Here is a 26,330-nt window from a genome sequence, read left to right as displayed (position 1 = left end):
GTACCAAAAAAAATTCTGTTCCCCCAAAAGGGGCAAAACGCTTACCTAAAAATTAAAAAAATACAAACTGTCTACTTCGAAACATTGCGCCTGGCTTTTCTGAATATATGGCAATAAGAGAACTATCCGTTAGCAAAAGCAGATATCTTAAAATTTGTAGAAAAAAATCCCTAATTCCCAATGCAAAATGAATAACAGAAGCATAAAAGCCAGCTGCAATATAACTAAGGTAAAAGCCAAACCAAACGGAACAAGCCGTATGTCCACGAAAATAATCACTTTTAAACTGAGAAGTTTTTAGCTGCGAACAATCCAGACTGAAAAAACGCGGATCATACTCAACTTCACGGCAGTTACCCCCAAAGCGTTTACTATTACCAAGCAGCTTTTGTCTAATCAATCTGTTCTCATCTTCCGCTTTCCAAGAAGAAGAACTCGAATCACAAGCATAAAGATGATATCGGTCAGGCTTCTCTCTTAATGCTATACAATCAGCCGGCGACTTATTAAATAACTCAACGTTAGCATAAGAACTGCCATCAACGCGCGCTCCGCCTATAAAGAAAGAATCATAAGCCTCAAACCCAAACTGACCTTGCAATTCTTGAAAATCTATAAAATTCTTATCGTGCCTAAAAACTACTAATGCACTTTCAGCTGCTAAACCATAAACGCTGCTAACATTAACCTTACCATTCTTAACAATACACAAACCACCTGGCTTGACATCAAAAATCGCCAAAATCCCAACATTATCATGACCACCTATTTTTTTGCCATTTTCAATCACAGAAACATCATCCAAAACGATTGCTGATTTCTGTGACATAAATACCTCTGATATAACGGCTTTAGACTTTCTCAATTTTAAAGCCCCACCAATACCTAAACCTTCTTCTTTTCCTACCTTAATGGCAATATTGGCAAATTGCTTTATGCTCATATCGTCAATACAGCTTGAAGTGAGTACGTAAGATTTACCAGTTTTGACATCCGTTATAAAAGTATTGCGTAAATACATCTTAAAAAGGAAATGACACAAGCGCTCACCCTTGGACTTAATATCTACATTGAATACAAAGAAAGGAACAGACGTAGTAAGAGCATATAAATATATACGATGCTTTAAGACTTTAATCATAGCTTATTATAAAACTTTCTTCTCTCGCTTTCACTAAGAACTGAAGAGATATATTTCCCGATAGCTCTATTTCATATTCTTCATATAATACGTTTTGGATTATATGTAAAGTTGTAAACAAAAAAATAACATAATAAAGTCGCCATTTTTGCTTGGATTTTTCACAAAAAATGTGTCAAATAGAAAATACAGTAAAAAGTGATAACTAAAATCACTAAAATATGCATTCCAAAAAATCTACCCTCTAGTGAATTTATGTTTATAATTCAAATAATTATGAAATATAATCTTTAGAAGTAGTTAGTATAGACGCCAAATAGAATTTCTTAAGAAGAGCTAAAATCGTTCACACATAAAACTAAAATCGTCCACATATAAAATATGCAGTTTGTCTATAATTAAAATCACATATAAAATGAAGTTCACAGTAAAAAGCACAAAATGTATTTTTAATCACAGCAAACGCCTTGGAAATACCCTACAACATACATCATAAAATGATCTGTTTTTTCCAATCGTAATATTAAAACTGTCAATATCATGTCTCTCATTAAACTGAAGACATTGACAGGAAAACTCTATTTACGGATCAAAAAAGTTTACACTCTATAGTAACCCCTTGACTAGAAAGTATGGATCATAAACACAAAAAAATCCCTAAAAAATTCATTTTATGCTGCATATTTTCATATATAGTCAGTTTCATTTATCGAATATACTTTCTTAGTTTTGTTCAACATCCAAAGGAAGCAGAGCTGTACGCACTTTTTGTACTTTTCAGCAAAATACCTCCTTCTATGTTATGATATTATAATTATATGCCCGTTTCCATAATCATATTCAAGTGCAGATAAGTTTGAAATACAACGATAATTTTCTGCCGTAGCTACGCAAAAAGTATAGACTTCATCAATTATTGAAAATTGACGAAAAACAGTCTGCGTAATTTCCAATAACTTAGTTTTGACTGCTAACATTCATTAAAACAACACAAATGCACCAGTTAGAAAAAAGAATGCCTAGCAATAACAATAGAATTGCGGCGTAACGAAAAAACTATCTCACTTGGATATAGAAGAATAACCTTTCGGTACAACAAAAACAAATGCAACAAGAGTAAAATCGGCATCAAGCGCAGTGGAACACTTCTCCTGGTACCTCAAGCTCAGTGACAACATACCTAACGGATATAGAAAAAGCAGAGCGACAACTCAGAAAACTGAAATTTAATGATAGCAGGTATAATAACAGTAAAAGCTAGTAAAGTAAGAAAGCTACTTGAATCTTCAATATTTTTTACAAAATCAATAAACGCGACCTTCATTTCAATAAGAGCGAGAAACAGATGAGGAAATATTTTCATAAAGAATGTGAATATAAACATAGTCAAATAAAGCACAAGAAGCAAATCCATATAACTTGTGAAATACAATTGAAAAACAATGTAGTGTAAAGTTCACTATAAAAATTAATATCCAAAAACAACTTTAATAAGCTTGCACCAATACACTACATGCTTTAGTTTTTAGGCTATTATCCATAACTCAACTCACAGCACTAATGCAGCAACGCACTTATATAAATTAAGATGAATAAATGTCTTGCAGACTATATCAATTGTTGTGTGCTAGCTTGAGAAAAAGTAATGCATATATTTTTATTTAAGAAATTTTTGAAACGGAAATATAAACTAATTTTGGAAGAATAGAGAAACATAAACCTTCATCTATTTTTATTAATCCTTGTATTCGACTTTTACGCTTTTCAAAATCCTTTAGAACCATATTTTTAAAAGAATTGAGATTGCACATCCCCTGATATTTTTGTTTTTTCCTTCTCTAATGGAGTCAAGCTCCTCACAAAAGAACGGTAGATGGCTACACAGCTGATTCGTCCACTTATTTTAAATAAAATACCTCTTGTTGTCCCTAGAGTTCGTCTCACGACACCATCTGTAAACAGTATAAGTAAAATCCATTAAACCCACTCTTTTTACTTTCATGAAAGAACAGGCTGATATTATTTTAGGTATCAGCTTTATGACTTCTCTATATTAAGACAATTTTTTAGGGCATGTTTCCTCCTTTTTTAAATGTTTTTTATTCACATACCTCTTTTGTGATACGTGAAAATAATTTTTATTTATTCATCGTGAGAAAAGTCAAAATGAGAGAATATTTGTGTATCCAGCACTCTTACTTAAGGTAAAATTAATTATCTTTTAAAAACAATGAATTGTAATAATACAGTAAATCTCCATCAAGCACATTTAATATATGGCAAGTGTCTATCACTTAAAAATGTTAGCAAGGTAAAGCTTACGAGGAAAAAAAAGTCGCAGGCATAGCTTGCGACTTTTAAAAATATAGATCAAAAATACTACAGCATTAAAAACGATAACGTAGCCCACCAGAAAAACTAGTTCCTGAAAAGCCGGCTTTAGTCAGCTTATGCTGATAAACCAAATCAGCGTGAAGCTCAAACTTTGGAGACAGTCGAGCATTAAAACCTAATCCTGTTTCTAATGCAGAACCCAAAGCTCCTAGCTGAAAAGCATCTTTAAAATGCACAAATTGTTTTCCTGCGAAACCATGGATAAGATGGAGCTTACCATACAAGGAAACAAGACGCGCCTCATCTATTGCAGTAAGTGTCTTTGTTAAACGTCCACCAACACGCATCACCCATTGATCAAGTTTCCCCATATCAATATCAAAATCGTCAATATCATGAGCCTTATCAAAGTAAAGACGCTGATAAACAACTTGAACTTGCGGATCAAACACAAAAGCGTCATCCCCTATGATAAACGCTTTACCAGAATTCAACGAAACGCTTAGAGGATTTCCTTTTAATGCCGCTGTCTTACCCCGTGCCCGTGTGAGAACATCACCCTTAAACAGACCATAGGATAAAAGACCATCAACATAAAAGCCTGAGTCATGCTGCATACCGCCATACGCAGTAACTGACCATTTATTAAACGCACTTTTTCGGCTTTGTTCAACATCTAAGGGTTGCAAGGAAAGCTTTTCGTAGGACCCTATAATCCCAAAAGATACGGTACTATATAGATTCTCGATTGTCTGCAGCAAAACACCTGCATCGATAGCGTTATAATCAAGATCACCTCCATAACCATATTCAGATGTGGACAAATTCGAGCTATAATGATGATTACCGCCATAACCACGCACAAAAAAGGCAGAGTTCTCGTTATTACTCAACACGCCCTCAGAAGTATTTCTCAAAATTTCTAACCGCTTGTTGTGATTTCCAACATTCATTAATCCTGTATGAAACAAGACATTCGGCAAAAGCAAATAAGTTGAAACTTGTGGAACAACGTCCTTCACCTCTGGCTTGGGAGCAGGTTCAGGATGGGGATGGGGAATCGGTATAAGATCAGGAACTGGACCAGGTTTAATATCAGAATCAATATACCTATTCTCGAGACGAAAATCCCAAAACTTTTTATCACCTTTAACTACTCTTTGAGAAATATCCGCCTCTCCTAAATCAGATTCTGGACCATAAGCATAAAGCTGATACCTATAAGGTGAATGTTCCAACGTAACATAACCACCATCTAGCTTAAAAGAATTTTTCTCCGCTTTTCCAGAAACCTGAATAATTGAGATACCTTGGCTATTTCCACCTTTCCCTGTATACCCCCCTGGACTTCCTGAAACAGGACGCACATGTACTGTCGATATTCCAGAAACATCACCATGAATTAAAATGCGATCGGTCTCTTGCTTATCAGGTGAACCACCAGTATTCAGATATGTGTTAAGATAAATATGCGCACCATCACTCACCTTATAAACTTCACCAGTTCCTTTTCCGATGTGGAGTGTTTGATATTCATAATTCGAAGAAGATTTTTGTTTTTTAAAATTGATAGAACTATCCTTTATAAGGCTTACTAATGAAACAAATGATTCATTTCTAGAACCAGGCGCATTCAGATTTCTGTGTTGATTTTGCTTCAAGATCCAGGTCGCACCATCACCTAAGTAAAGCTCAGAAGTAGAAACATCATCAACATAAGCTCCCCCTTCAAGGGTGGAAGCACTCGCCAAAACTTTTACCAAAGCGCCCTTTTCAACTCTTAACAATGCTTTCCCTGAAAGGGTACTTTGCATCAAATTAACAACGCCAAAAGTAGCATCGGTGCTGTAAATAGCCGTACTATCCGGAACTGCCAATGTTGTTTTTCTGATATTAACAGCCTCTATTCTGGATGGAATTTTTTCTTCTCCTAGATTTTCTCTACCCTGATATCCCCCAAACGGTGCCTCTCCCCGAAAATATATACCGTAAGATTTATCCCCATTCACTGTAATAGAAGAAGATTTAACATTAACCTCAGTTACCTTAGAATCCCTCGGTAAATTGCCACCCAATGGAACTGAGTTAAACGTACTTATTGTGTTTTCTAGCAATATAGCATGTCCATCAGTAACATCAACAATTCCATTAAAATTAACAGAACCACCTAAATCCATGAAAAAAACTGCATGTTTCTTGTCTTTGTCACCCTTACCAGTAACAGTAACATTACTCAAGTTAACCTCACCGCCTTGTGCTGTATAAACACCATGACTATTCGTGAAATTAACTTCTCCCTCTTTCATAAGGATCTTTGCATCGCCATAACTCCACAGACTGGCATTCCCATTGTCCGTCTTAATTTTTGTATTGCCTAAAATAACCAATGACTTTTCGATTGCTTTAACGGCCTTATTATTGTTCTCAATAATTCCCTTCTTTACCTCAATTATTCCATTATTAGCATAAAGACCTATACTTGCATTCTTGAGCATCAAGTTTGTTAAAGAAATATTTCCATTATCCAATACTTTTACACCATATGTAAAAGGCTTAGCTGGAATTTCACTGCTAATGGTTACATTTTTCCCTGAAACCTTCGCTCCATGCCCATGCACCTTTATAGCAAAATTAGAGGGATATGTCTCAACATTCTCATTCGTAATCTTATAAGAATGATTGTCGATATTACGATTTTTACACCCACTACACAGGTAGTATAATCCATCATGCACCACAAGCTGCAACTTGCCATCATGGCCGTGGATTGAATATTCCCTGGAGACTGGCTCACGCTCCCCACTCATCCCACTAAGAGGTTTTCTTTGGTCCCTATTTCCACCAAGAGGTGTTCTTTCTTCCCTATTTAAAGGATATCCTAGATTGCTTCTAGAAGCATCACTCTCCAACCTTTCAAGATGGCCATCGCTACCGACAGATCTTCTAGAAATATTTTCAGAAAGAGAATGAGGAGATACATTAAGTGGAAAAGAAGGAGGAGGCACAGGGGTAACAGTAATAGGAGTAACAGTAATATTGCAACCCTTGGGCTTGCACGCATTTGCATTAACCCATGCCCCAGCCTGTAGCAAAGAGAGGATAGCCGTTGTGAAAGTACATAAATACACATGATTTCTAAACAATTTAATCATAGTTCCCTCGAAACTTTATTCCCCTCTCATTGAAAACGAAAGTATCTGCAAAAACACACCAATGGCCATCCAAAAATACGAAAAAGATATAACCAAAAGGATGCGTCTACTGCTCATTTGAAGCGTGCAATGAATTATCCAAATAAACTTTTCGGAAGAGCTACGTACAACACACAAAACTACCTATAGGAGAATAATTACTCACACACAACTTATGCATGTATAGTGCATTATGAATTTCGTGTAAAGAAAAATAAAACCATCGCGTGTAATTAATTAACAACACAATCTATCTTTGCAATTTTTAAAAAATTGACTAAATCAGTAGAAAAATTAATTCTAAAAAAACTAGATTTAGTAAGAATATGGGGGATCAATTAGATTATTGTAATGCATGATTCTTTAAAAACTGCACACTGACACTGAGTTTCCTGCTGTTCTCTTTATTAAGGATTCTTCAAAATAAGATTACTCAATGTCTTATAATCCCTTTACAAAGAATTTTCAGAAACTCTATTTAATTAACATAAAAGAAAATTAATAAGCTCATAACGTGCTTTCACTCGCAAAACAAAAAGAAAAAATAACAATATTGTGTTTTTGCGATAATGTTGAAAGAGCAAAAAATTTTTTAATGAACACAGATATTAAAATATAAAAGGCAGCACAGTGTGCTGCCTTTTATATCAAAGTATGTATTATCTATACTAAAATTTATAGCCTATTCCCCCAGAAAAACTGACTCCAGAAAAACCAGCTTTACTAAGCCTGTGTTGATAAAGCATATCACCATAAAGCGAAAGCTTCGAAAACAACTTGGCATTAAAACCTAATCCAACTTCCAAAGCAGAACCAAAAGCACCTAATTGGAAAGCATCTTTAAAATGCACAACTCGTTTTTTCTCAAAATCATGAACAAAATGAATCTTGCTATAGAAAGAAACAGCGCGCTCATACCCGCCCCCCTCAGGAGTCTTGACTAAACGTCCACCAACACGCACCAACCACTGATGAAGCCTTCCCATATCAATGTCAACATGGTCAATATCGCGTGTATTATTAAACCGGAGCTGTTGATAAACAACCTGCACCTGAGGATCTAAAACAAAACCTTTATATCCTGTTGCAAATGCTTGACCGCTAGTCAACGAAACACTTAGGGGTTTACCTTTTAACGCTGCAGCCTTACCACGGGCAAGGGTAAGAACATCACCTTTGAGCAAACCGTAAGACAAAAGACCATCAACATATAAGCCCTCGTCACGCTGGATACTACTATATGCTGTAACTGACCATTTATCAAATGCACTTTTTTTACTTTGTTCAACATCTAAAGGACGCAGAGAAAGCTTTCCATAAGAGCCCATAGCCCCAAAAGACATAAAACCATACGTACTTTCAATTGTTTTCAGCAAAATACCTGCTTCTACAGCATGATAATCAAAATCGCCTCCGTACCCATACTCAAACGCAGATAAATCTGAAGCATAACGGTAATTACTTCCATATCCACGCAAAAACAAAGCAGAATTTCCATGCGTCCCAAACATTCTACCAGAATTCTTGCGAAGAGATTCTAACTGTTCGTTTTTATTCCCTATATCCGTCAAACCAGTGTGAAACAAAGTATTTGGTAAGAGAAGATAAGTCGGAATTTGCGGAACAACAGATCTTATACCCGGCATATGATGAGCAACACCAGGCGTAAAGTCAGTAACAATAGAATTATTTTCAAAATCAGCCACACCAACATATTGGTTTTCTAAACGGAAATTCCAAAACTTTTCTTCATTCTTAATGAATTTCTGACGGACATGATCCCCTTTCGAAGTAGCCTCTGGACCGTAAGCACGAAGAGTATATTTATAAGGTGAATTTCCCAGCGTAACGTAATCACCCTTTAGTCGGAAAGAATTTTCCGCTGCCTGCCCATAAACCTGAATAATCGAAACACTGTGAGCTCTTTTTTTGCTACGACCAACTTCTTGGACATTTCCTGAAACTGCTATCACATCTACAACAGTTTCTCCGGAAACATCACCAAGAATTAAAAGCCTATCACTTGCTTGAACATCGCTAGGAGTATTAGGATCCAAATGTGCCTTAAAATAAATCACAGGCTTACGCTCTGCCTTGTAAACCTTACCCTTTCCTTTTCCAATGCGGAGCGTTTGATACTTAGAATCCCTGGATAAAAACACAATCTCACTATCTGTAAGACTTACAGATGAAACACATGAACCCAAACAATCTGATGCTAAAATCTTTTGTTTATTATGTACACTAGTTGATATAAACCATTTTGATTTATTCAACAATTCAAATTCAGCAGAAGAACTATTATCAATATAAGCACTCCCTAAAATTATAGAATTATTAACTGAAAACGACACATTAGAACTATTTTTAGCTTGCAGTAAAATATCTCCAGAAAGAACTGTCTCCTTTTCTAACAAGAGACGACCAGTAGAATTATGACTATAAACAGCTACACTCCGTGGAACTTCAAAACGAGTTTTTTTCAATGAAACAACCCGTGTAGCACCAACATCCACAAGCGCTCTCTCCGGTGGACGCTCAGCACTCCGCTTACTCACTCTTCTTCGTTCACCAGAAGCTCTACCTTGGACAGGCAGCACTAAAGCACCAGAGACATTAGGTTTAGTTCGCCCCAGACGCTCATTTTGATTCAACTGATTCTGTCCTTCCCTTTTTGATCCATCAAAATACACACCATAGGATTGAGTACCCTCTACTTCAACAGTTGAAGAATCGATCTCAACACGATTAGGAAAGGAAAGAACACCAGCGTTTTCTCCCTCCCTAACGGCACCACCATTACTACTAAACCATACAGCATTGGCATCAGTAACAACATTTCCATCAGAAAAAATAACAGACCCACCATCACTTAGTAGAAAAGCCGCACGTCCAAGCGTTTTAGTAGGATCCAAATTTGAATATCCTTTTCTCACAGCCATGCTAACTTTATCTAGCCTCACACTCCCCCCTGTTTCTGCCCTAACACCCACCCCACTCATAGCAATAATCGACCCAGAATTCATTTCTATCGTACCACCATTGCTAGCAAGACCAGCTATAGCCATAGGCTCGCTCATGATAACATTTGTATTATCCAAACGAATAGATGAACTGGGACCTGTAAAAACTCCCACATAGCGAGCATCAATCCTTCCATCTTTCATTTCCACTTTTCCACCTCTTTGAGCCTCAAGCCCAATCATAGAAGAATTAACTACTGACTTATTGTTCAAAATAACACTTGCATCCTTCTCTGCAAGCACAGCACTAACAAGCTCTAACTTATCAAGATCAGCACCACTCCCATCACCAGGAGAAACCGTACCAACGACGGTAGTGTTCTCTAGATTAACAACCGTACCTTTGTTATTTGCGATCACAGAATGCTGAACGCCATCACCTGCCCTCAGGGTATTATTCTTTATTGTATGCTCCGCTCCATCACCACATAAATAATGAGTGGGTAATGCCAACTTATCACTATCCTCTATACCGTTACAGTTAAAAGAAACAGCATCTACCTCTTGCCTTTCAGATACGCTAGGCCTCATGGAAGCTGCAGATAAAATACGCCCTACAGGTACAGGCGGCAAAGAAGGAGATAAATCAGATTCCACTTCAACTTTTCCAGGTTTATTCACAGGTCTATTCAGTAGAACACGCCCTCCAGACCCAAAAGTCTGAAAAATAGCCTCATACTCATCATCTTCTTCATACTCATCTTCTTCTTCATACTCATCTTCTTCTTCATATTCACCATCAAGATCATACTCACGACCATTTACATGATCGTATATATGATCGTAATTATCATGCTCATCTTCTGGACGAAGCGCTATTGTATATCCCAGATCCTCTTCATCTACATCTTCATCATCCAAAGGAAAAATAAGATACAAAGACCCGTCGTCTGTTACACGACTTGAACTATAATTAAGCTCTTGTGCATCGCTACCCTCTATTTTACCTTCTAAGCGGAAATCCCACACCACCGGTTCATCTTCAGATTGATCATCTTGATCAACTAAATACCGACTGTTCAAATCGTCATCTGGCCCATAAGCATAGAGAACATATTGATAAGGCGAACCGTTCAGCGTGACATATCCACCCTTCAACTCAAATGAATCTTTTTGTGCATTTCCACGAACCTGGACAAGTGAAATGCTATAGAGTGCATTCCGATCTTGCACTGCATCATTATCGTCCGGAACGCGATTGTTGCCCGGAACTCGTCTAACAGCGTGATTCACATACACTTTAGTTTTTCCGGAAACATCACCATTAATCAAAAGTCTATCAGCTACTTGAGAACCATCTAACGTAATAGGAAAAACACCCACATTAACGTAAAGTTCAGAATCTCCCTTGGCACTATAAACCGTACCCATTCCTTTTCCAACAACCAGCTTTTGGTAACCCTTATCCTTATTCTTTGGAGGATAAAACCTAATAGAACTATCTGAAAGACTTACAGACGAAACACATGAATCATCACAATCCGTATAATTAAATTTTGAACCTGTATGCTCACTCTTCATTAAACTCCAAGATGATTTTTCAGCCAAGAACACCCCAGAATAACCGGCTTCATCAACACGAGCCCCACCTACGAGCGCAGAATTAAGAGCAAAAACAGATGCTTCAGAAGCAGGTCCAACCCTCAACAATAAATCACCAAAAACTCTTGATTTTTCCCTTAAAACAACGTACCCTCTCAAGCCTTCAGCATGAATAGCCACCCCCTCTGGAACTGAAAGCTCAGTACTGTCCAAAAAAACCACGTGCGCGCCCTTACTTCTGTCGAGCAGCCTTTCCTGACCAGGTGATGGATCATCACTTACAAAAAACATTCCAGAAGAGCGTTCACCCTTCACGACAATATCTGTTTCTTTCATACCAGCGCTAATTTTCCAAGATCCTAGCTTCATAGCATCTGTAACACGCCCCATGGTTCCAACAACATCAGCAAAAACATCACTATCAGCGTCTTTACTGCTTTCAAGCACAACCTCTTTTCCCGCCGTATCTTTCAATTTAATCGAGGAGACATTAAAACCTTTACCCCTACCCATGCTAGCAAAACTATTGCTGGGATCACCATAGATACCTAGGACAGCGACATTATTACCACTTAAAATCCCTTCATCGAAAAAAACAAGACCTTCATATGATAAGAAACCGTAACTTACCAACTTTTCCTTGCCAGGCGCTTCTGCCTCCCTATCATCAAGAGGAGGATTTCCCTCCCTGGGGTCGTTCACACTAATCCTAACACTCTCTAATTTAGATACCCCACCCATCTCTGTTATAACCCCGACTCCCCCTGCTGCAACTTTAATCGACCCAGATTTTACATTTATCACAGATTCAACATTTAAAAGACTAACCTTAGACACCTCAATGTCGACTTCATCCAAACTAACAGACGAGCCAAAAAGAGCCGCAACACCTACCTGAGAATCAGAAATTTTCCCGCCCTTCATAACACTCCTTCCCCCCAATTGAGCATTAATCCCGCTACCAAAAGTCTGAATATTAGTCTTATCTAATTCAACTTTCGCACCTGCTGCTGAAAATACAGCACTCCCGAAACCTGTTATAAGCGAAACGTCCGCTACCTCTTTCTCATCAGAAGCCACACCAGTAAGAGACACGCTCTCAAGTTTAACAACTGTCTCTGTAACATCAATAGGGCCTTCTGCAAATTTGCCGTTTTCTGAGCCAACTTCCACCAATTCAAAACTTTCTATAACTCCATAGCCATTCGTACCCACTGCCTGCACAGCGCTATCTCCGTACTTTTCTACAGTAATGCTCCCTTGCTGCACTGAGTGCTCTTTACCATCGTCACAGATAATAGGCCCCCACTCTACAACACTATCCCCCCGCTTCTCAGCATTAGGCTTAGTATTGCACTTATCTCCAACGATTACTCCTCCCCCATCCTGAACCTCAACAGCACCTTTCGCTATAGAGCCATTCCCCGTATAAACATCCATACCTTGCAAAAAGAAGAGAATGCTTGTTGTAATAGCATATAAATGCGTACGATTTTTAAATACGTTAATCATATGTCAAACTTTCTAAATAAAAGCCCATAAAATACAAAATTAAGATATACGGCGGATATACGATTCATTTGTAACATATATCGGACAGTTTTACAACATAATGTTATTTACTAAATTATCATATTGTGTATAAATATGTCTAAGTTGGGTTTTATATAGAGAAACTCTTAGCCAATATTTTTTGACTTAGGAAAAATCCTTGGCTAATATTTTTAAATTAGGAGAAATCTTTGGCTAATATTTTTAAATTAAAAGGATGAAATGATGAAAATAAGATATATAAAATGGACAGCTTTTTTCTTAGCTGTTTCAGTAATTTTTGCGACATTCTCCCAGGCGAATGCGAATATAACCATTAACCACGCCTCAGGCACTACATCTATTCCCACCACTCCTCAAAAGGTAGTCGTATTTGATCTCGCATCACTTGATAATATGAACCACCTTGGTATTAAAGCAGTTGCCGGTGTTCCAGAAGGAAAAAAACCCACGTATTTACAACAATTTGACGATAAAAAATATGAAATAATTGGCACCATTTTTGAGCCAGATTATGAAAAAATTGCAACCCTTCAACCAGATCTCATTATCATTTCCGCCCGGACTCAACCTAAATACAACGATTTGTCCAAAATTGCTCCAACTATTGATCTTACAGTGGGAAACAAAAGCCCTCTTGAAGATATTGAACGTAATATAGTCATCCTTGGAAAAGTTTTTAACAAAGAAAAGGAAGCTGAAAAAGAGATTGCTCGACTCAAGGCAAGTTTGGCAGAAGTTCGTAAGAATACGCAAGGGAAAGGTACAGGGCTCATTTTAATGACTTCTGGTGGAAAGATAAGTGCTTTTGGCCCTCAGTCACGTTTTGATATCCTCCATTCTAAATTCGGGATTACCCCTGCAACCGATAAACTAACTGTACAGAGACATGGACAAATCATTTCTCCAGAATTTATTCTCGAAACCAATCCTGACTGGTTATTGGTTATTGATCGCGATGCAGCAATCGAAAGAGAAGGGCAGTCTGCAGCACAAATTCTCGATAATGAGCTCGTTCACAATACAACAGCCGGAAAAAGAAACCAAATCGTGTATTTGGATTCTTGGAGCTGGTATCGCGCTAGTGGTGGACTAACTGGACTTTACCAGACAGTTAAACAACTCAATAAGGCCTTCACACAAAGCAAAAAATAAGTAAACAAATAACTTGCTTGCTGTAAAAATACAATTTAAGAGCAGAGGTTGTTTATAAGCAATCTCTGCTTTTTGTTAGAAAATAAATTAACGTGAAAAATTACTGGATAGCCGCAACAATTCTTATCTCACTATCTCTTCTCAGCATTTTTGTTGGTTATTCTGATGTGACATTTTCTGGTCTATTAGCAGGTGATCTACGTATGTGGCTTGTTTTCTGGCAAACACGCATTCCTCGTACAATTGCAGCACTTTTGGTAGGGGCATCGATTGCACTCTCAGGCATGATTATGCAATTACTCGCACGCAATCGCTTTGTTGAATCATCAACTGCCGGCACAATTGAATCCGCGTCTCTGGGAATTCTTTTCGTCATGATTGTCCTCCCTGATATACCTGTCTTAGGAAAAATGGTTATCGCAGCAATTTTTGCCATGATTGGCACATTACTTTTTATGTTTTTATTGCGCCAAATTCCTCTAAAGTCTATCCTTATCGTACCACTCATAGGAATTATGCTGGGATATGTGATTGGCTCTTTAACAAACGCTATCGCCGATCATGAGATGCTGCTTCCATCTCTTCAAGCCTATCTGTTTGGAAGTTTTGCAATGGTTATTGATGGAAAATACGAATTATTATGGCTATCTCTGCCTCTGTGTATTCTTGCCTATTACGCTGCTGATCGCTTTACAGCATCCGGTCTGGGAGAAGATCTAAGTAATAATCTTGGGCTGAATTACCGCGCTGTCATGTTCTTTGGTCTTTTTATTGTAGCATCAATTACCGCCGTCGTAGTTTGTACAGTGGGTCGTATTCCTTTCGTCGGACTGATTATCCCAAACCTTGTTTCAAATTTCATGGGTGACAATATGCGCCGTAGCGCTCCTTGGGTAGCAATAAGCGGTGCAGGACTGGTTTTAATCTGTGACATTTTAGGGAGAATAATTCACCCTCCTCTTGAGATTCCTATAAGCACTATGATGGGAGTTATTGGTAGTTTTATTTTTATTATGCTTCTTTTACTTTGGAGAAAGCGTCTTGGATAAAAAGAAATCAACAACGCTTATATTCGCAATACTTATCACAATAGCGTGCACGACCATCTGTCTTTACATGACATGGAATATTAATAGTTATACGTGGACGTTTCGTCTAACGAAACTCGTTTCTCTGCTTCTCATTGCATACACAATGAGCGTTGCTACCGTTTTATTTCAGACAGTTGTTAATAATCGCCTTCTTACCCCTTATATTATGGGATTTGATCAGCTGTATATTTTAATTAAAACCATTACGATTTATTTTCTCGGCTCTCTTTCTTTGCCCTTTTTAAATGAAGAAGGACAATTAATTCTTGAAGCTTTCATTCTCGCTATTTTTTCAATAAGTCTTTTCCACTGGCTCTTTTCAGGAAGCCTAAAAGGGCTTCACTTGACCCTAATGATTGGTGTTATTTTAGGCGGATTTTTTTTCAGTTTACGCATGTTCATGCAATTGCAATTAAATCCAGATCAAATGATAAGTTTAACAGACGTCATGTTTGCAAATTTTAATAAATTCAACACATCATTAATCGGCTTTTCCACAGTCATTATCCTCATTTTAAGTCTGATTAGTTGGCGTTCACATCACAAGCTTGATGTTCTTGCTCTCGGACGCGAAAACGCACTCAATCTTGGACTTGATTACAACCAAAGCGCTACAACTGTTCTTATTTTTGTTTCTATTCTTGTATCTATTTCCACCGCACTTGTCGGACCCATCACCTTTTTTGGACTATTAGTTGCAACACTTTCTTATGAACTTTCACCTCAAACAAAACACAGCGTTGTTATTCCAATTGCAATATTGTTAGCTACTATTTGCTTGGTTGGTGGACAATTTATTTTAGAACAAGTTTTCAATATGGCAGGACGTTTGAGTTTCATCATTGAATTTTGTGGTGGAATAACTTTTTTAATTTTACTGATGAAGGGAAAGTTAAAATGATTAAAATCAATCATCTCTCCAAGGCTTACGGAACTAGGTTGATTATTGATAATTTACACCTTCAACTTCCAAAGGGGGGAATTATTTCTCTCATTGGTCCTAACGGTTCCGGAAAATCAACTCTTTTAATGATGATAAGACGTCTTTTGCCAATTCATAAAGGCACAATTAATATCGATGATTGTGATATTTACGAAATGCCACACGATATTTTAGCGCAAAAACTCTCCCTCTTACGTCAAGATAATCCTTTATCCATTCGCCTAACTGTATATGATTTAGTAAGTTTCGGGCGCTACCCTTATTCAAAAGGCCGCTATACCAACGAAGATAAACAATTCATTAATAGCGCACTCCAATATCTCAACTTACAAGACTTAAAAGATCAATTTTTAGATGAACTTTCTGGTGGACAACGCCAACGAGCTTTTATCGCAATGGTGCTCTGCCAGAATACCGACTATGTTCTGTTAGACGAACCACTAAATAATCTTGATATGAAACATGCCGTATCCATGATGAAGCAATTACGCCGTACAGCCGATGAACTCAAAAAAACCATTCTTATTGTTATGCATGATATTAATTTTGCATCATCTTATTCGGATACTATTGTTGCACTCAAAAATGGTAAAGCAGCTTATTGCGGAACACCAAAAGAAATTATGCAATCAGAAATTCTTAAAGATATTTATGATGTAGATACTCAGATTAAAACAATCAATGGCATACCAATTGCTTTTTACTATCAATGAGCTCCTCTTTATAGCGATACACAAAAAGATTCTTTTTGCACTTGCCTACACCATAAACTCTGCTAAAAAGGTGACGCTCTCGTGTTGGGGAATAGTTTAATGGTAGAACAGCGGACTCTGACTCCGTTAATCCTGGTTCGAATCCAGGTTCCCCAGCCACTCCTTAATAATATCGGCAATAAGGATAAGGATTTAAGAATTTTTATCTTTTTAAATTTATTTCATTTTTTCCTAGTTTACAATTTTCTGATAATACACGGAAAATCTTTTATGTCTCATCCTCTCTAGCATTTAAAAATATCATATTTCTTGTTCTTCAACAAAGCCAAAAAAGCGTTTTTATTGATAATAACCATAACCCACGAATTGACTGCACCTGCTTTTTCCACTGTTTTAAACACAATACATGTAATCAATAAAGGTCTTCTCTCAAAATCTCTTTAATATATCTGAAAATAATACTTTACGTTTTTCTCAAAGAAAGTATAAAATTCTCAACACGATGTTACATATCATAGAATTAGTTAGTAAAACTGCACATTATAGGTGTTATTGAAACACATCGTCGAGGTATAGCACCGAAGAACGCCAGTGCTCTTGCCATCATATGTATCAAATTTACAAAAAGCAAAAGACTTTTTCCATAAAGGAAACTAAAAACACATAATGTTTTAAAAATTACCATTAACTGCATAAATTCGTGATACAGAATAACGGAAAACAAGCTATAGAAACAGCTCAATTGCTAATTCTAAGATAAAAGAGCACTAGAAAAATTATCAGTATCTTTCACACTACTTCTCTTCCTGTTTTTAAATATAAAAACCTCAGAAAAGAAAACAACCCTGAAATAAACGCCTTTTCCCATCCGAGTCAAACGCTGTACTTGTAATACAAATCTTACAATTACAATAACTCTATAAAAAGATACGCCCTCCAACTCCTGTAATTTATTCCGCAACGGTACTGAAATACCACAACGTAAAACCTTATTATGCACTCTGCAAGTTGGCATCTATAAATACCCATCCATTTTACGCTTAAAACAGAAGAAAATCTATTATAGTCGACTACAACTTGCTGAAAATTTTGTATCTTTTCCTACAATACCGAGATCTTTAATTAAAATAGGCCGTCCTATTTCACCATTATAAGCTTTAACGTGAATAGTCTTCCCTCTTACATCTACAAGGTAATAATCTCCATTAAAGAGCGCACCAGCTGTATAGACAGGAATATTACCAAAGACTTTATCATTTTTTGCACGACAATAAGACTGATAATGTGTGTGCCCAACAAATATGGCTTTCACATTATGAGCAGTAATAATTGACTTAAACCGCGACAAATCTTTAGCGTTCTCTTTACGAATGAAAAAAGATTCACCATCAATAGAAGCTGCACGAGCATCATGGAAATTAATAACTGTAACTTTACCTCTAACGTCAGCGGCAACTAAATCTTTTTTAAGCCAATCTAAAGACTTAGTGATCTGTACCTCCGTGAATTTTTCCTTCAAACGAACAGTATAACTTGGATAATTATGAAGCTGCACATAGTGAATATCCCCATAGTCCCAAGAATAGCTCAAACTCCCTCTTATTGAGCGGATATTTTTACCTAAAGTAGAAGCAAAATTTTCAGTGAGATCCATATTAAAATGAGACAATTGACCACGGTATCTTTTAATTTCAGATATCATTCTTGAAACTGCACTTATAGCACAAGCATCTTTATAATTAGATACCCCAGGAATCGCACATTTACCAACATTATTGGCATAATCATGATTACCTAAGCCCTCATAGACAGGAGAACCAAACATTTTATAAACATTTTTATAATCGTCATAGTTTCTTTTTTGGCCAAACTCCGTTAAATCACCATTGACAATATGAAACGCAACCTTGTGCCCTTTTATAGCTCTAGCAACCTGCTCATTTATCTTTAACCACGGCTCCCTGTTCGAGATTCCGTTGGGATCACCAGAATTCAAACGCCAGGGCTGTGGGTCAGCCATTATGACTGCAGTATAATTCTTTAAAGGAAACTTTCTTTCTGCAAACCGATCTATTAACGTACTATACCAATCCCCCCCCTCTTCTATCCTTTCAGAACTAAAATTAAGACAACCAGAGAAAAAAAAAGCACCTATGCCAATTGCTATATATCTAACATTATATTTCACAACCACATCGCCCTAAAAACACCTTTATTCAACAAACACTTTTAAGACAGTGATGGATTTTATTGTCAAAAATATGTCAAAAATTTAGAATAATAGAAGCATCATTCCTTAATGAAGGATAATTTTATACCGCGCATTTCAAGCCTTCAAATTGGTACTTCATTAAATAAGCTTTTTTCACTTTCAGTATAATTTGTTCCAATACATCAATGATGAAAAACTCTGATCAAAAGCTGAGCAAATGAAAATAAAATATCAATATGCCTTAAGATATAAAAATATTGAGCGCATAAGCGCACACTGGTAATTACAAAAATATTTGAGAAAAATAATTAACCCAACAGAAAAAGACCGTACTATTTTCTTCTCTGATCCCTAAAAGAAAAATTTCTTAAATTTAACTATTAACAGTTATGTTGGCTGCCAAATAAAAGCCGAAACACTGGTATGTTCTTGGACCTATTTTTGGTAAAAGATGCTATAGATTTTAAGAAAAAACTACGAAACATAACACATTTTCTTCTACTCACTTAAACGTAAAAGGTAGCATAATATGCTAGCCTTTTTATTCTATAAATCTGGACCACTCCATCTCTCTCTTTTCTACTATTACTAATACAAAGCAAAAAGGAAAACGTATTTTTAAATTACGAAAAACAAAAAAAGGCAGCTATCTCCAATAATCCAAAATTTTAACTAAAAAAGAATTTTTTATTTCTCTAATTATAAGCTTAGCATGAATATCTGTACGTGATCTTTCTTATCTTATTTGTAAATAAATACATGAATAACCCATCTGTTGTTATTTTTTGACCACCTCTTAAGAATCCGCCTTTGTAATATATGATGCAATCGCTCATTTGTTATAAAAGCACTATGTTCGCGTAGAACAAAAAGACGAAAATAATAAAGTAGCACATCTTACAACAACCCAACGGCTATGAAAGGAGTGAGAAAAACATTTACATGATAAACCCACTTGCTTTTAAGAGAACTGTATAGCGCTAAAGAGAATGGCTCAGAAAAATCCAATAATTTCTCAAATATCAAATGTATCAATTAATTCATAAGTAAATAATGTCTTTATAGATAATTAAGAGAACATTTAAAAATAAAATTATAAAAAAATTTTCTATAGATATTAATTAAAAAACATTTTTATAAAATAAATTACTAACAACATAGTAATTTATAAGCAAAGTAATACTAATAAATATAAATAATAATTTTTTAAAATATTAAATTAATAAAAAAAATTACTTATAAGTTTTTTAACTATTTTATAAATTATACGTATAATTTAAATTTAAATTTAAAATATAATTTATTTTAAAATAAAGTATTGTATTTCTCAATATAGGTTAAATTTAAACTTTACATAAAATTTTAAGTAGTATAAATATTTTATATCCTTCTCGTTATTCTCGTTAAACTTTAAGGACGACATATACAACTTATACGAAATTTATAAGTTAGGATGATATTGGATGTATAAAAAGTCTCTTTTATCATACACAGTTGCAGTAGCCACAATCTTGATCAGCACCCATTCCAACACTTACGCCCAGTCTTTTTTTGCTGGTAAAGAAGAAGATAGAACGGCTCCGACAGGAGAAAGCTACGAAAACATTTATGCACTAGACGGTGGTAAAATTCATGGTAAAGACCTAAAGATAACCGGTATTCCAATAGAAGAAGGCGCAAGTATAAGAGACATAAGTGGCGCAGAAGCAAGAAAATCCGGCAGCCTAATTGACTTAGAGGGAAATACAACGATAAAAAACGTTGCGAATGGTTTGTGGGCACGAGAAAGTGGCGCAATCAAAATGACCGGCGGCTCTATCCAGGTAAGAAAAGTAAGTATACAAACACCAATCGGTATAGAGTCTAAATCAAATGGTGCCCTCATATTAAACAATGTAGAAATTGAAGTAAGCGACCAAGACAAAGACCAAGATGCGCAAATAATAAATGGAACTGGAGCAAGCATAAAAAGCAATGGAACATTGAATATGACCAATGGATCTATTAGAGTTAACCACTTTGGTGCCATTTTTGAAGAGAGTGATAGTGACCAAAACAAGCTAGAAAATGTCAAAATTGATATAACAAATTCTGCAACTACCCAAAAAGACAGTGTGGGTATAAGTGCCATCAAAAAAAGCAAAGTCACTTTGAAAAATATAGCCGTCACAAACGCAAAAACAGGCGTACATGCAAGTGATAATTCTCAAATAACAGTTTCTGGCGGCTCAATTCAAGGAGATCTCATAGGAATACATTCTGAAAAAGAGAGCAAAATAACTCTTAAAAATAATGTCAAAGTTTTATCAAATGAGCATGGACTGTCTACAGATGGTTTGCAAACAAAAATTACTATGACGGGAGGAACGCTAACCACGTCTGGTTTGCAATCAGCAGTCTTTGCTGTATCTGGTGGACACATTGACCTTACCGATGTCGGTATACACATTTATGATAATAGAGTACAAGCGCAAAAATTACAACGGAAAGATATACAGTTAAAGACACAAGGACTACAAGCGCAAGATACACAATCAAAAATCACCATGACAAGAGGATCTATTACCGCAACCGGTATGAATCCTGCAATTTTAGCTGTTACTGGTGGCCAAATTCGTCTCAACGATGTCTCCATAAAAACCGATGATATTGGACTACAGGCACAAGGACAAGATTCCAAAATCACCATGACAGGAGGAACACTCATCAACACTGGGCATAACTCCGTCCTTTTCGCAACCCGTAGCGGGCAAATTGATCTGACAGGTGTTTACGTAAATACTGATGGTAATGGAATGACAGTACGAGGAAAACAATCAAAGATCACGCTCAAAAATTCAAAAATTCATGCCAATATCTTGCTAATAGGTGTACCTAATAAAGAAGTTTCTGGTGAATCTGATGTAATTGCAGATCATTCTATCTTAGAAGGCGCTGCGAAAGATTCAAAAGAGAATCCCACTCAAACAATCTTTAATCTTATCAATGGTACAACATGGTATTTAAAAGTGCCTACAAAGAGCAATAATGTTAAGAAGTTTGATCAATTTGAAAAATTACATTCTACCGTTTCAGTACTTAATCTCAAGGATAGCTCTATAATTTTCAACAGTCCGACGGAAGACCATTATCAAACCTTGCATATAGGAACTAAAACACCCAACGCTATAAATGTAAAAAATGAAGCAGTCTACAATGCAACCGGCAATGCAAAGGTTTACTTAAATGCTGAGTGGACTAGTGGCGCTGTAAAAGAACAACAAAAAAATGACCGTTTTCTCGTTCATGGAAATGCATCAGGCACAACAACTATCCACTTCAATAATCTTTTAAAAAGTGAAAAATCAGAAGTGGAAAGTGCCATACCCCCGAATAAGCGCGGTTTCTCACTTGTTCAGGTATCTGGAAAAGCAAACGAAACTACCTTCAAACTTGCAAATGGCTATACCACAATCGGGGGATTGCCTTATAAATATACGCTGAATTCTTATGGACCAACATCAAGTCTTGGAAAAGCTGATGCTCAGCAAAACCTCCTAGGAAATGATGAAAACTTTTGGGACTTCCGTCTGCAAAAAGCTTATCTTGATAGTGACACAAAAATCAGAGCACTCGTACCTCAAGTAGCAAGCTATCTGGTAATGCCTAATGTTATATTCTCTGCGGGGTTTACTGATGTAAATAATCAAAATACACTGTTAGACAGTATGACAACAAAAGAAGCTGGAGTAAAGGACAGTAACAAGAAAGGTATCTTCTTATCTTCTTACGGACAAAAAAGCACATTATCTTCCAACCGAAACCCATTACAATATGGCTATGGCGCTGATATTCTTTACACTGCTTTACAAACAGGCATTACATTAGCAGCACACGAAGATCAAAACATTGCTACACATTTCGGCATTCTAGGAACATATAGTAAACTGGCCTTTACTCCAAAGGGTATGGAAGGTTCTGAAAAAAATAAATTGGATAAATGGTCACTCACTCCATATAGCAGCGTCCACCATAACAGTGGTCTCTATGTAAATACACTCTTCTCTTACGGAGTCCTAAAAGGAAATATCACAACAGCCCTCATCGGAAATACCGCAAAACTCGATGATAGTAAAACATTGACTGCATCGACCACCATCGGTCAAAAATTAAAAACAACTACTGAAGGATTGGTCTTTGAACCGCAGGCGCAATTTGTTTATCAACGCCTTATACTGAAAACCCTTTCAGATGTAGATGGCTTTAAAGTGGACATGGGCACCCCTCATCAATGGCTACTGCGTGTCGGTGGGCGTTTAACGCAAACTGTGCTTCCTGCTGAAAAAGACCGTAGCATTTCTTTCTATGGTAAACTAAACGTAATGAAAGCTTTTCGTGATAATGCTACAATAAAAATTGGGGATACCTTTGATCTCGACTCTATGGCATCCTCCATTGAAGGAGGGCTGGGAGTAAATGCAAGCTTGTCACAGAATATCACGTTTCATGCTGATGTTAATTACCAACACAAACTCAAAAAAGCTGGCATATCTGGAGTTAATGTCTCCGGTGGAATGCACTATCGTTTTTAAAAAAATGCAATACGCACTTCACTAGAAAGCAGCGCAACGCACTACATTATTTTATTATAAAAATCAAATCACCTAACAAAAACCTCTTTTGTCTTGATGAAAATGCATATTGCAATCCTCCCCTTTCTTTATGAGTAGAGAGAATTTATTGAAGACTTTTTGCAAGCATATAAAGCGACATCTTGCAGATTGCAGATTGCAGATTGCAGATTGCAGACCAATTCTGTAAAAATTTCATGATGACAAGTTTTTTAATGGAGAAATTTTAAGATACTGTGATTCACGGTATTTTTTGAATATAGCTCAGTAAATTAGGTTTTTCAAAATTCATTTTTCCATCAGTTTGCATCACCATTTTCAAAACTTATCTGAAGCACACATTTAATTTATAGGAACGCCACAATATAGATTATTTTGTTCTTTACAAAAAAGTACGATAATATCAAATCCATTTTGATACTTATGCAGTGAGGGGAGCCAAACAAATATCAAGAACAATTAAAATTAAGGGCGTACCTATGTATAAGAAGAATTTTCTATTGTGTACAATTACTGGAGCTTTCATTTTTTCGCATTTCAATTCAACTTATGCACAGGTTTTCCCCCGTGAAATTCCCAAGGTTAATGTTTCTGAAGGAGAGGAAACTTTTGAAAACGTCATTATCCGTGATAGAATAAACGCAGTCAACGCACAGGATCCTAATACGGTGGTGACGATTAAAAAAGCAACAATAACTTCAGAAATGTTTTTATTAAATGCAACAAAAGGTGCACGTATTAATGCCAAAGAAGTCGATGCAAAAACGTTAATAAAAGGTTTAGGAATTGCAAACGGCATAATCAGTCTTGAAGATTCAATCGTAACCGTAAAAGGAAACCATGAAGGTTATGGTATAAGTTTCGATTTTATTCCAGAACATGTTAAAGTTGAAGGCAAAGAAGTTATCAATCAAGCAATCCTTACCAATACAAAACTTCTTGTGAAAGATGGTATTGGTATTTTAGGCCCCTTCTCAAATGGTGAAATTAAACTTAAAAATTCAGAAATTCATGCTGATGTGCTATTGCAAAATAAGAGTAAGCCAGGAGCTGATCCTGTAATGCTTACATTAACTGCTGATCATTCTGTTTTGATAGGAAGAGCAAAAACACTGCAAGAAAATACAACAGTTTTTACTCTGAGCAATAACAGCGAATGGCTCTTAAATATTAGTCAAAATGAAACGGACAATGATAGCAATTTAAATCTGTTGAATTACGAGCTATTAAACATTAATAAAAGAGCACATTCTACCGTTTCAGTACTTAATCTCAAGGATAGCTCTATAATTTTCAACAGTCCGACGGAAGACCATTATCAAACCTTGCATATAGGAACTAAAACACCCAACGCTATAAATGTAAAAAATGAAGCAGTCTACAATGCAACCGGCAATGCAAAGGTTTACTTAAATGCTGAGTGGACTAGTGGCGCTGTAAAAGAACAACAAAAAAATGACCGTTTTCTCGTTCATGGAAATGCATCAGGCACAACAACTATCCACTTCAATAATCTTTTAAAAAGTGAAAAATCAGAAGTGGAAAGTGCCATACCCCCGAATAAGCGCGGTTTCTCACTTGTTCAGGTATCTGGAAAAGCAAACGAAACTACCTTCAAACTTGCAAATGGCTATACCACAATCGGGGGATTGCCTTATAAATATACGCTGAATTCTTATGGACCAACATCAAGTCTTGGAAAAGCTGATGCTCAGCAAAACCTCCTAGGAAATGATGAAAACTTTTGGGACTTCCGTCTGCAAAAAGCTTATCTTGATAGTGACACAAAAATCAGAGCACTCGTACCTCAAGTAGCAAGCTATCTGGTAATGCCTAATGTTATATTCTCTGCGGGGTTTACTGATGTAAATAATCAAAATACACTGTTAGACAGTATGACAACAAAAGAAGCTGGAGTAAAGGACAGTAACAAGAAAGGTATCTTCTTATCTTCTTACGGACAAAAAAGCACATTATCTTCCAACCGAAACCCATTACAATATGGCTATGGCGCTGATATTCTTTACACTGCTTTACAAACAGGCATTACATTAGCAGCACACGAAGATCAAAACATTGCTACACATTTCGGCATTCTAGGAACATATAGTAAACTGGCCTTTACTCCAAAGGGTATGGAAGGTTCTGAAAAAAATAAATTGGATAAATGGTCACTCACTCCATATAGCAGCGTCCACCATAACAGTGGTCTCTATGTAAATACACTCTTCTCTTACGGAGTCCTAAAAGGAAATATCACAACAGCCCTCATCGGAAATACCGCAAAACTCGATGATAGTAAAACATTGACTGCATCGACCACCATCGGTCAAAAATTAAAAACAACTACTGAAGGATTGGTCTTTGAACCGCAGGCGCAATTTGTTTATCAACGCCTTATACTGAAAACCCTTTCAGATGTAGATGGCTTTAAAGTGGACATGGGCACCCCTCATCAATGGCTACTGCGTGTCGGTGGGCGTTTAACGCAAACTGTGCTTCCTGCTGAAAAAGACCGTAGCATTTCTTTCTATGGTAAACTAAACGTAATGAAAGCTTTTCGTGATAATGCTACAATAAAAATTGGGGATACCTTTGATCTCGACTCTATGGCATCCTCCATTGAAGGAGGGCTGGGAGTAAATGCAAGCTTGTCACAGAATATCACGTTTCATGTTGATGTTAATTACCAACACAAACTCAAAAAAGCTGGCATATCTGGAGTTAATGTCTCCGGTGGAATGCACTATCGTTTTTAAAAATAACTTTGATTCATATCTTGAAATGTAAAGAGTGCTAATGTATGTTATGTTTTGTAACTTAC

At 36.5% G+C, this 26,330-nt stretch carries 10 protein-coding genes and 1 tRNA gene; 7 read left to right on the top strand and 4 right to left on the bottom strand.

Annotated features, from left to right (window positions below; genetic code table 11):
- Positions 1-52 precede the first annotated feature (52 nt).
- From WCP76_RS04905 to WCP76_RS04895, 3 genes are all read right to left on the bottom strand, one after another.
- A complete protein-coding gene (locus tag WCP76_RS04905) occupies positions 53-943 on the bottom strand; it encodes a hypothetical protein (RefSeq protein WP_336294568.1) in 891 nt (296 codons plus the stop codon).
- Positions 944-3,528: 2,585 nt separating this feature from the next.
- Entirely contained in the window at positions 3,529-6,627 is a 3,099-nt protein-coding gene (locus WCP76_RS04900; RefSeq protein ID WP_336294567.1) for an autotransporter family protein, read from the bottom strand.
- A gap of 707 nt (positions 6,628-7,334) precedes the next feature.
- Complete coding sequence (locus WCP76_RS04895; protein ID WP_336294566.1) at positions 7,335-12,743, bottom strand: autotransporter outer membrane beta-barrel domain-containing protein; 5,409 nt, start codon at positions 12,741-12,743, stop codon at positions 7,335-7,337.
- 264 nt (positions 12,744-13,007) lie between these two features.
- On the opposite strand from WCP76_RS04895, the gene WCP76_RS04890 reads away from it, so the two are divergent.
- The 5 genes from WCP76_RS04890 (at position 13,008) to WCP76_RS04870 (ending at position 16,843) form a co-directional block, all read left to right on the top strand.
- A complete protein-coding gene (locus tag WCP76_RS04890) occupies positions 13,008-13,937 on the top strand; it encodes a siderophore ABC transporter substrate-binding protein (protein ID WP_336294595.1) in 930 nt (309 codons plus the stop codon).
- Between the two features lie 92 nt (positions 13,938-14,029).
- Entirely contained in the window at positions 14,030-14,986 is a 957-nt protein-coding gene (locus tag WCP76_RS04885) for an ABC transporter permease (RefSeq protein WP_336294565.1), read from the top strand.
- The gene (locus WCP76_RS04880; protein ID WP_336294564.1) at positions 14,979-15,929 is read left to right on the top strand and encodes an iron chelate uptake ABC transporter family permease subunit; all 951 of its coding nucleotides are present in this window, start codon (positions 14,979-14,981) and stop codon (positions 15,927-15,929) included. Before WCP76_RS04885 ends, WCP76_RS04880 begins: the two co-directional genes overlap by 8 nt.
- Positions 15,926-16,684 carry an iron ABC transporter ATP-binding protein gene (locus tag WCP76_RS04875; protein WP_336294563.1) on the top strand — a complete coding sequence of 253 codons (759 nt, stop codon included), beginning with the start codon at positions 15,926-15,928 and terminating at the stop codon, positions 16,682-16,684. Before WCP76_RS04880 ends, WCP76_RS04875 begins: the two co-directional genes overlap by 4 nt.
- 85 nt (positions 16,685-16,769) lie before the next feature.
- Positions 16,770-16,843, top strand: a tRNA-Gln gene (locus WCP76_RS04870).
- Positions 16,844-17,744: 901 nt separating this feature from the next.
- On the opposite strand, the gene WCP76_RS04865 is transcribed toward WCP76_RS04870, so the two are convergent.
- A complete protein-coding gene (locus WCP76_RS04865) occupies positions 17,745-18,872 on the bottom strand; it encodes a metallophosphoesterase (RefSeq protein ID WP_336294562.1) in 1,128 nt (375 codons plus the stop codon).
- A 1,487-nt stretch (positions 18,873-20,359) separates the two neighbouring features.
- Between WCP76_RS04865 and WCP76_RS04860 the strand changes: the two genes are divergently transcribed.
- Together WCP76_RS04860 and WCP76_RS04855 are read left to right on the top strand one after the other, a co-directional pair.
- Positions 20,360-23,467 carry an autotransporter outer membrane beta-barrel domain-containing protein gene (locus tag WCP76_RS04860; RefSeq protein WP_336294561.1) on the top strand — a complete coding sequence of 1,036 codons (3,108 nt, stop codon included), beginning with the start codon at positions 20,360-20,362 and terminating at the stop codon, positions 23,465-23,467.
- A 518-nt stretch (positions 23,468-23,985) separates the two neighbouring features.
- Complete coding sequence (locus tag WCP76_RS04855) at positions 23,986-26,265, top strand: autotransporter outer membrane beta-barrel domain-containing protein (protein WP_336294560.1); 2,280 nt, start codon at positions 23,986-23,988, stop codon at positions 26,263-26,265.
- Positions 26,266-26,330 lie beyond the last annotated feature (65 nt).

Source organism: Bartonella vaga (genome assembly GCF_037070895.1).
Lineage (GTDB): Bacteria > Pseudomonadota > Alphaproteobacteria > Rhizobiales > Rhizobiaceae > Bartonella.
The sequence above is the reverse complement of the archived record's forward strand: the minus strand, read 5'-3'. Positions and strand labels throughout refer to the sequence as shown.

What these genes read in the sequence shown, in the direction of transcription:
- WCP76_RS04905 (WP_336294568.1), bottom strand. Translation starts at nt 943, where the DNA reads ATGAGCATAAAGCAATTTGCCAATATTGCCATTAAGGTAGGAAAAGAA.
- WCP76_RS04900 (WP_336294567.1), bottom strand. Translation starts at nt 6,627, where the DNA reads ATGATTAAATTGTTTAGAAATCATGTGTATTTATGTACTTTCACAACG.
- WCP76_RS04895 (WP_336294566.1), bottom strand. Translation starts at nt 12,743, where the DNA reads ATGATTAACGTATTTAAAAATCGTACGCATTTATATGCTATTACAACA.
- WCP76_RS04890 (WP_336294595.1), top strand. Translation starts at nt 13,008, where the DNA reads ATGAAAATAAGATATATAAAATGGACAGCTTTTTTCTTAGCTGTTTCA.
- WCP76_RS04875 (WP_336294563.1), top strand. Translation starts at nt 15,926, where the DNA reads ATGATTAAAATCAATCATCTCTCCAAGGCTTACGGAACTAGGTTGATT.
- WCP76_RS04860 (WP_336294561.1), top strand. Translation starts at nt 20,360, where the DNA reads ATGTATAAAAAGTCTCTTTTATCATACACAGTTGCAGTAGCCACAATC.
- WCP76_RS04855 (WP_336294560.1), top strand. Translation starts at nt 23,986, where the DNA reads ATGTATAAGAAGAATTTTCTATTGTGTACAATTACTGGAGCTTTCATT.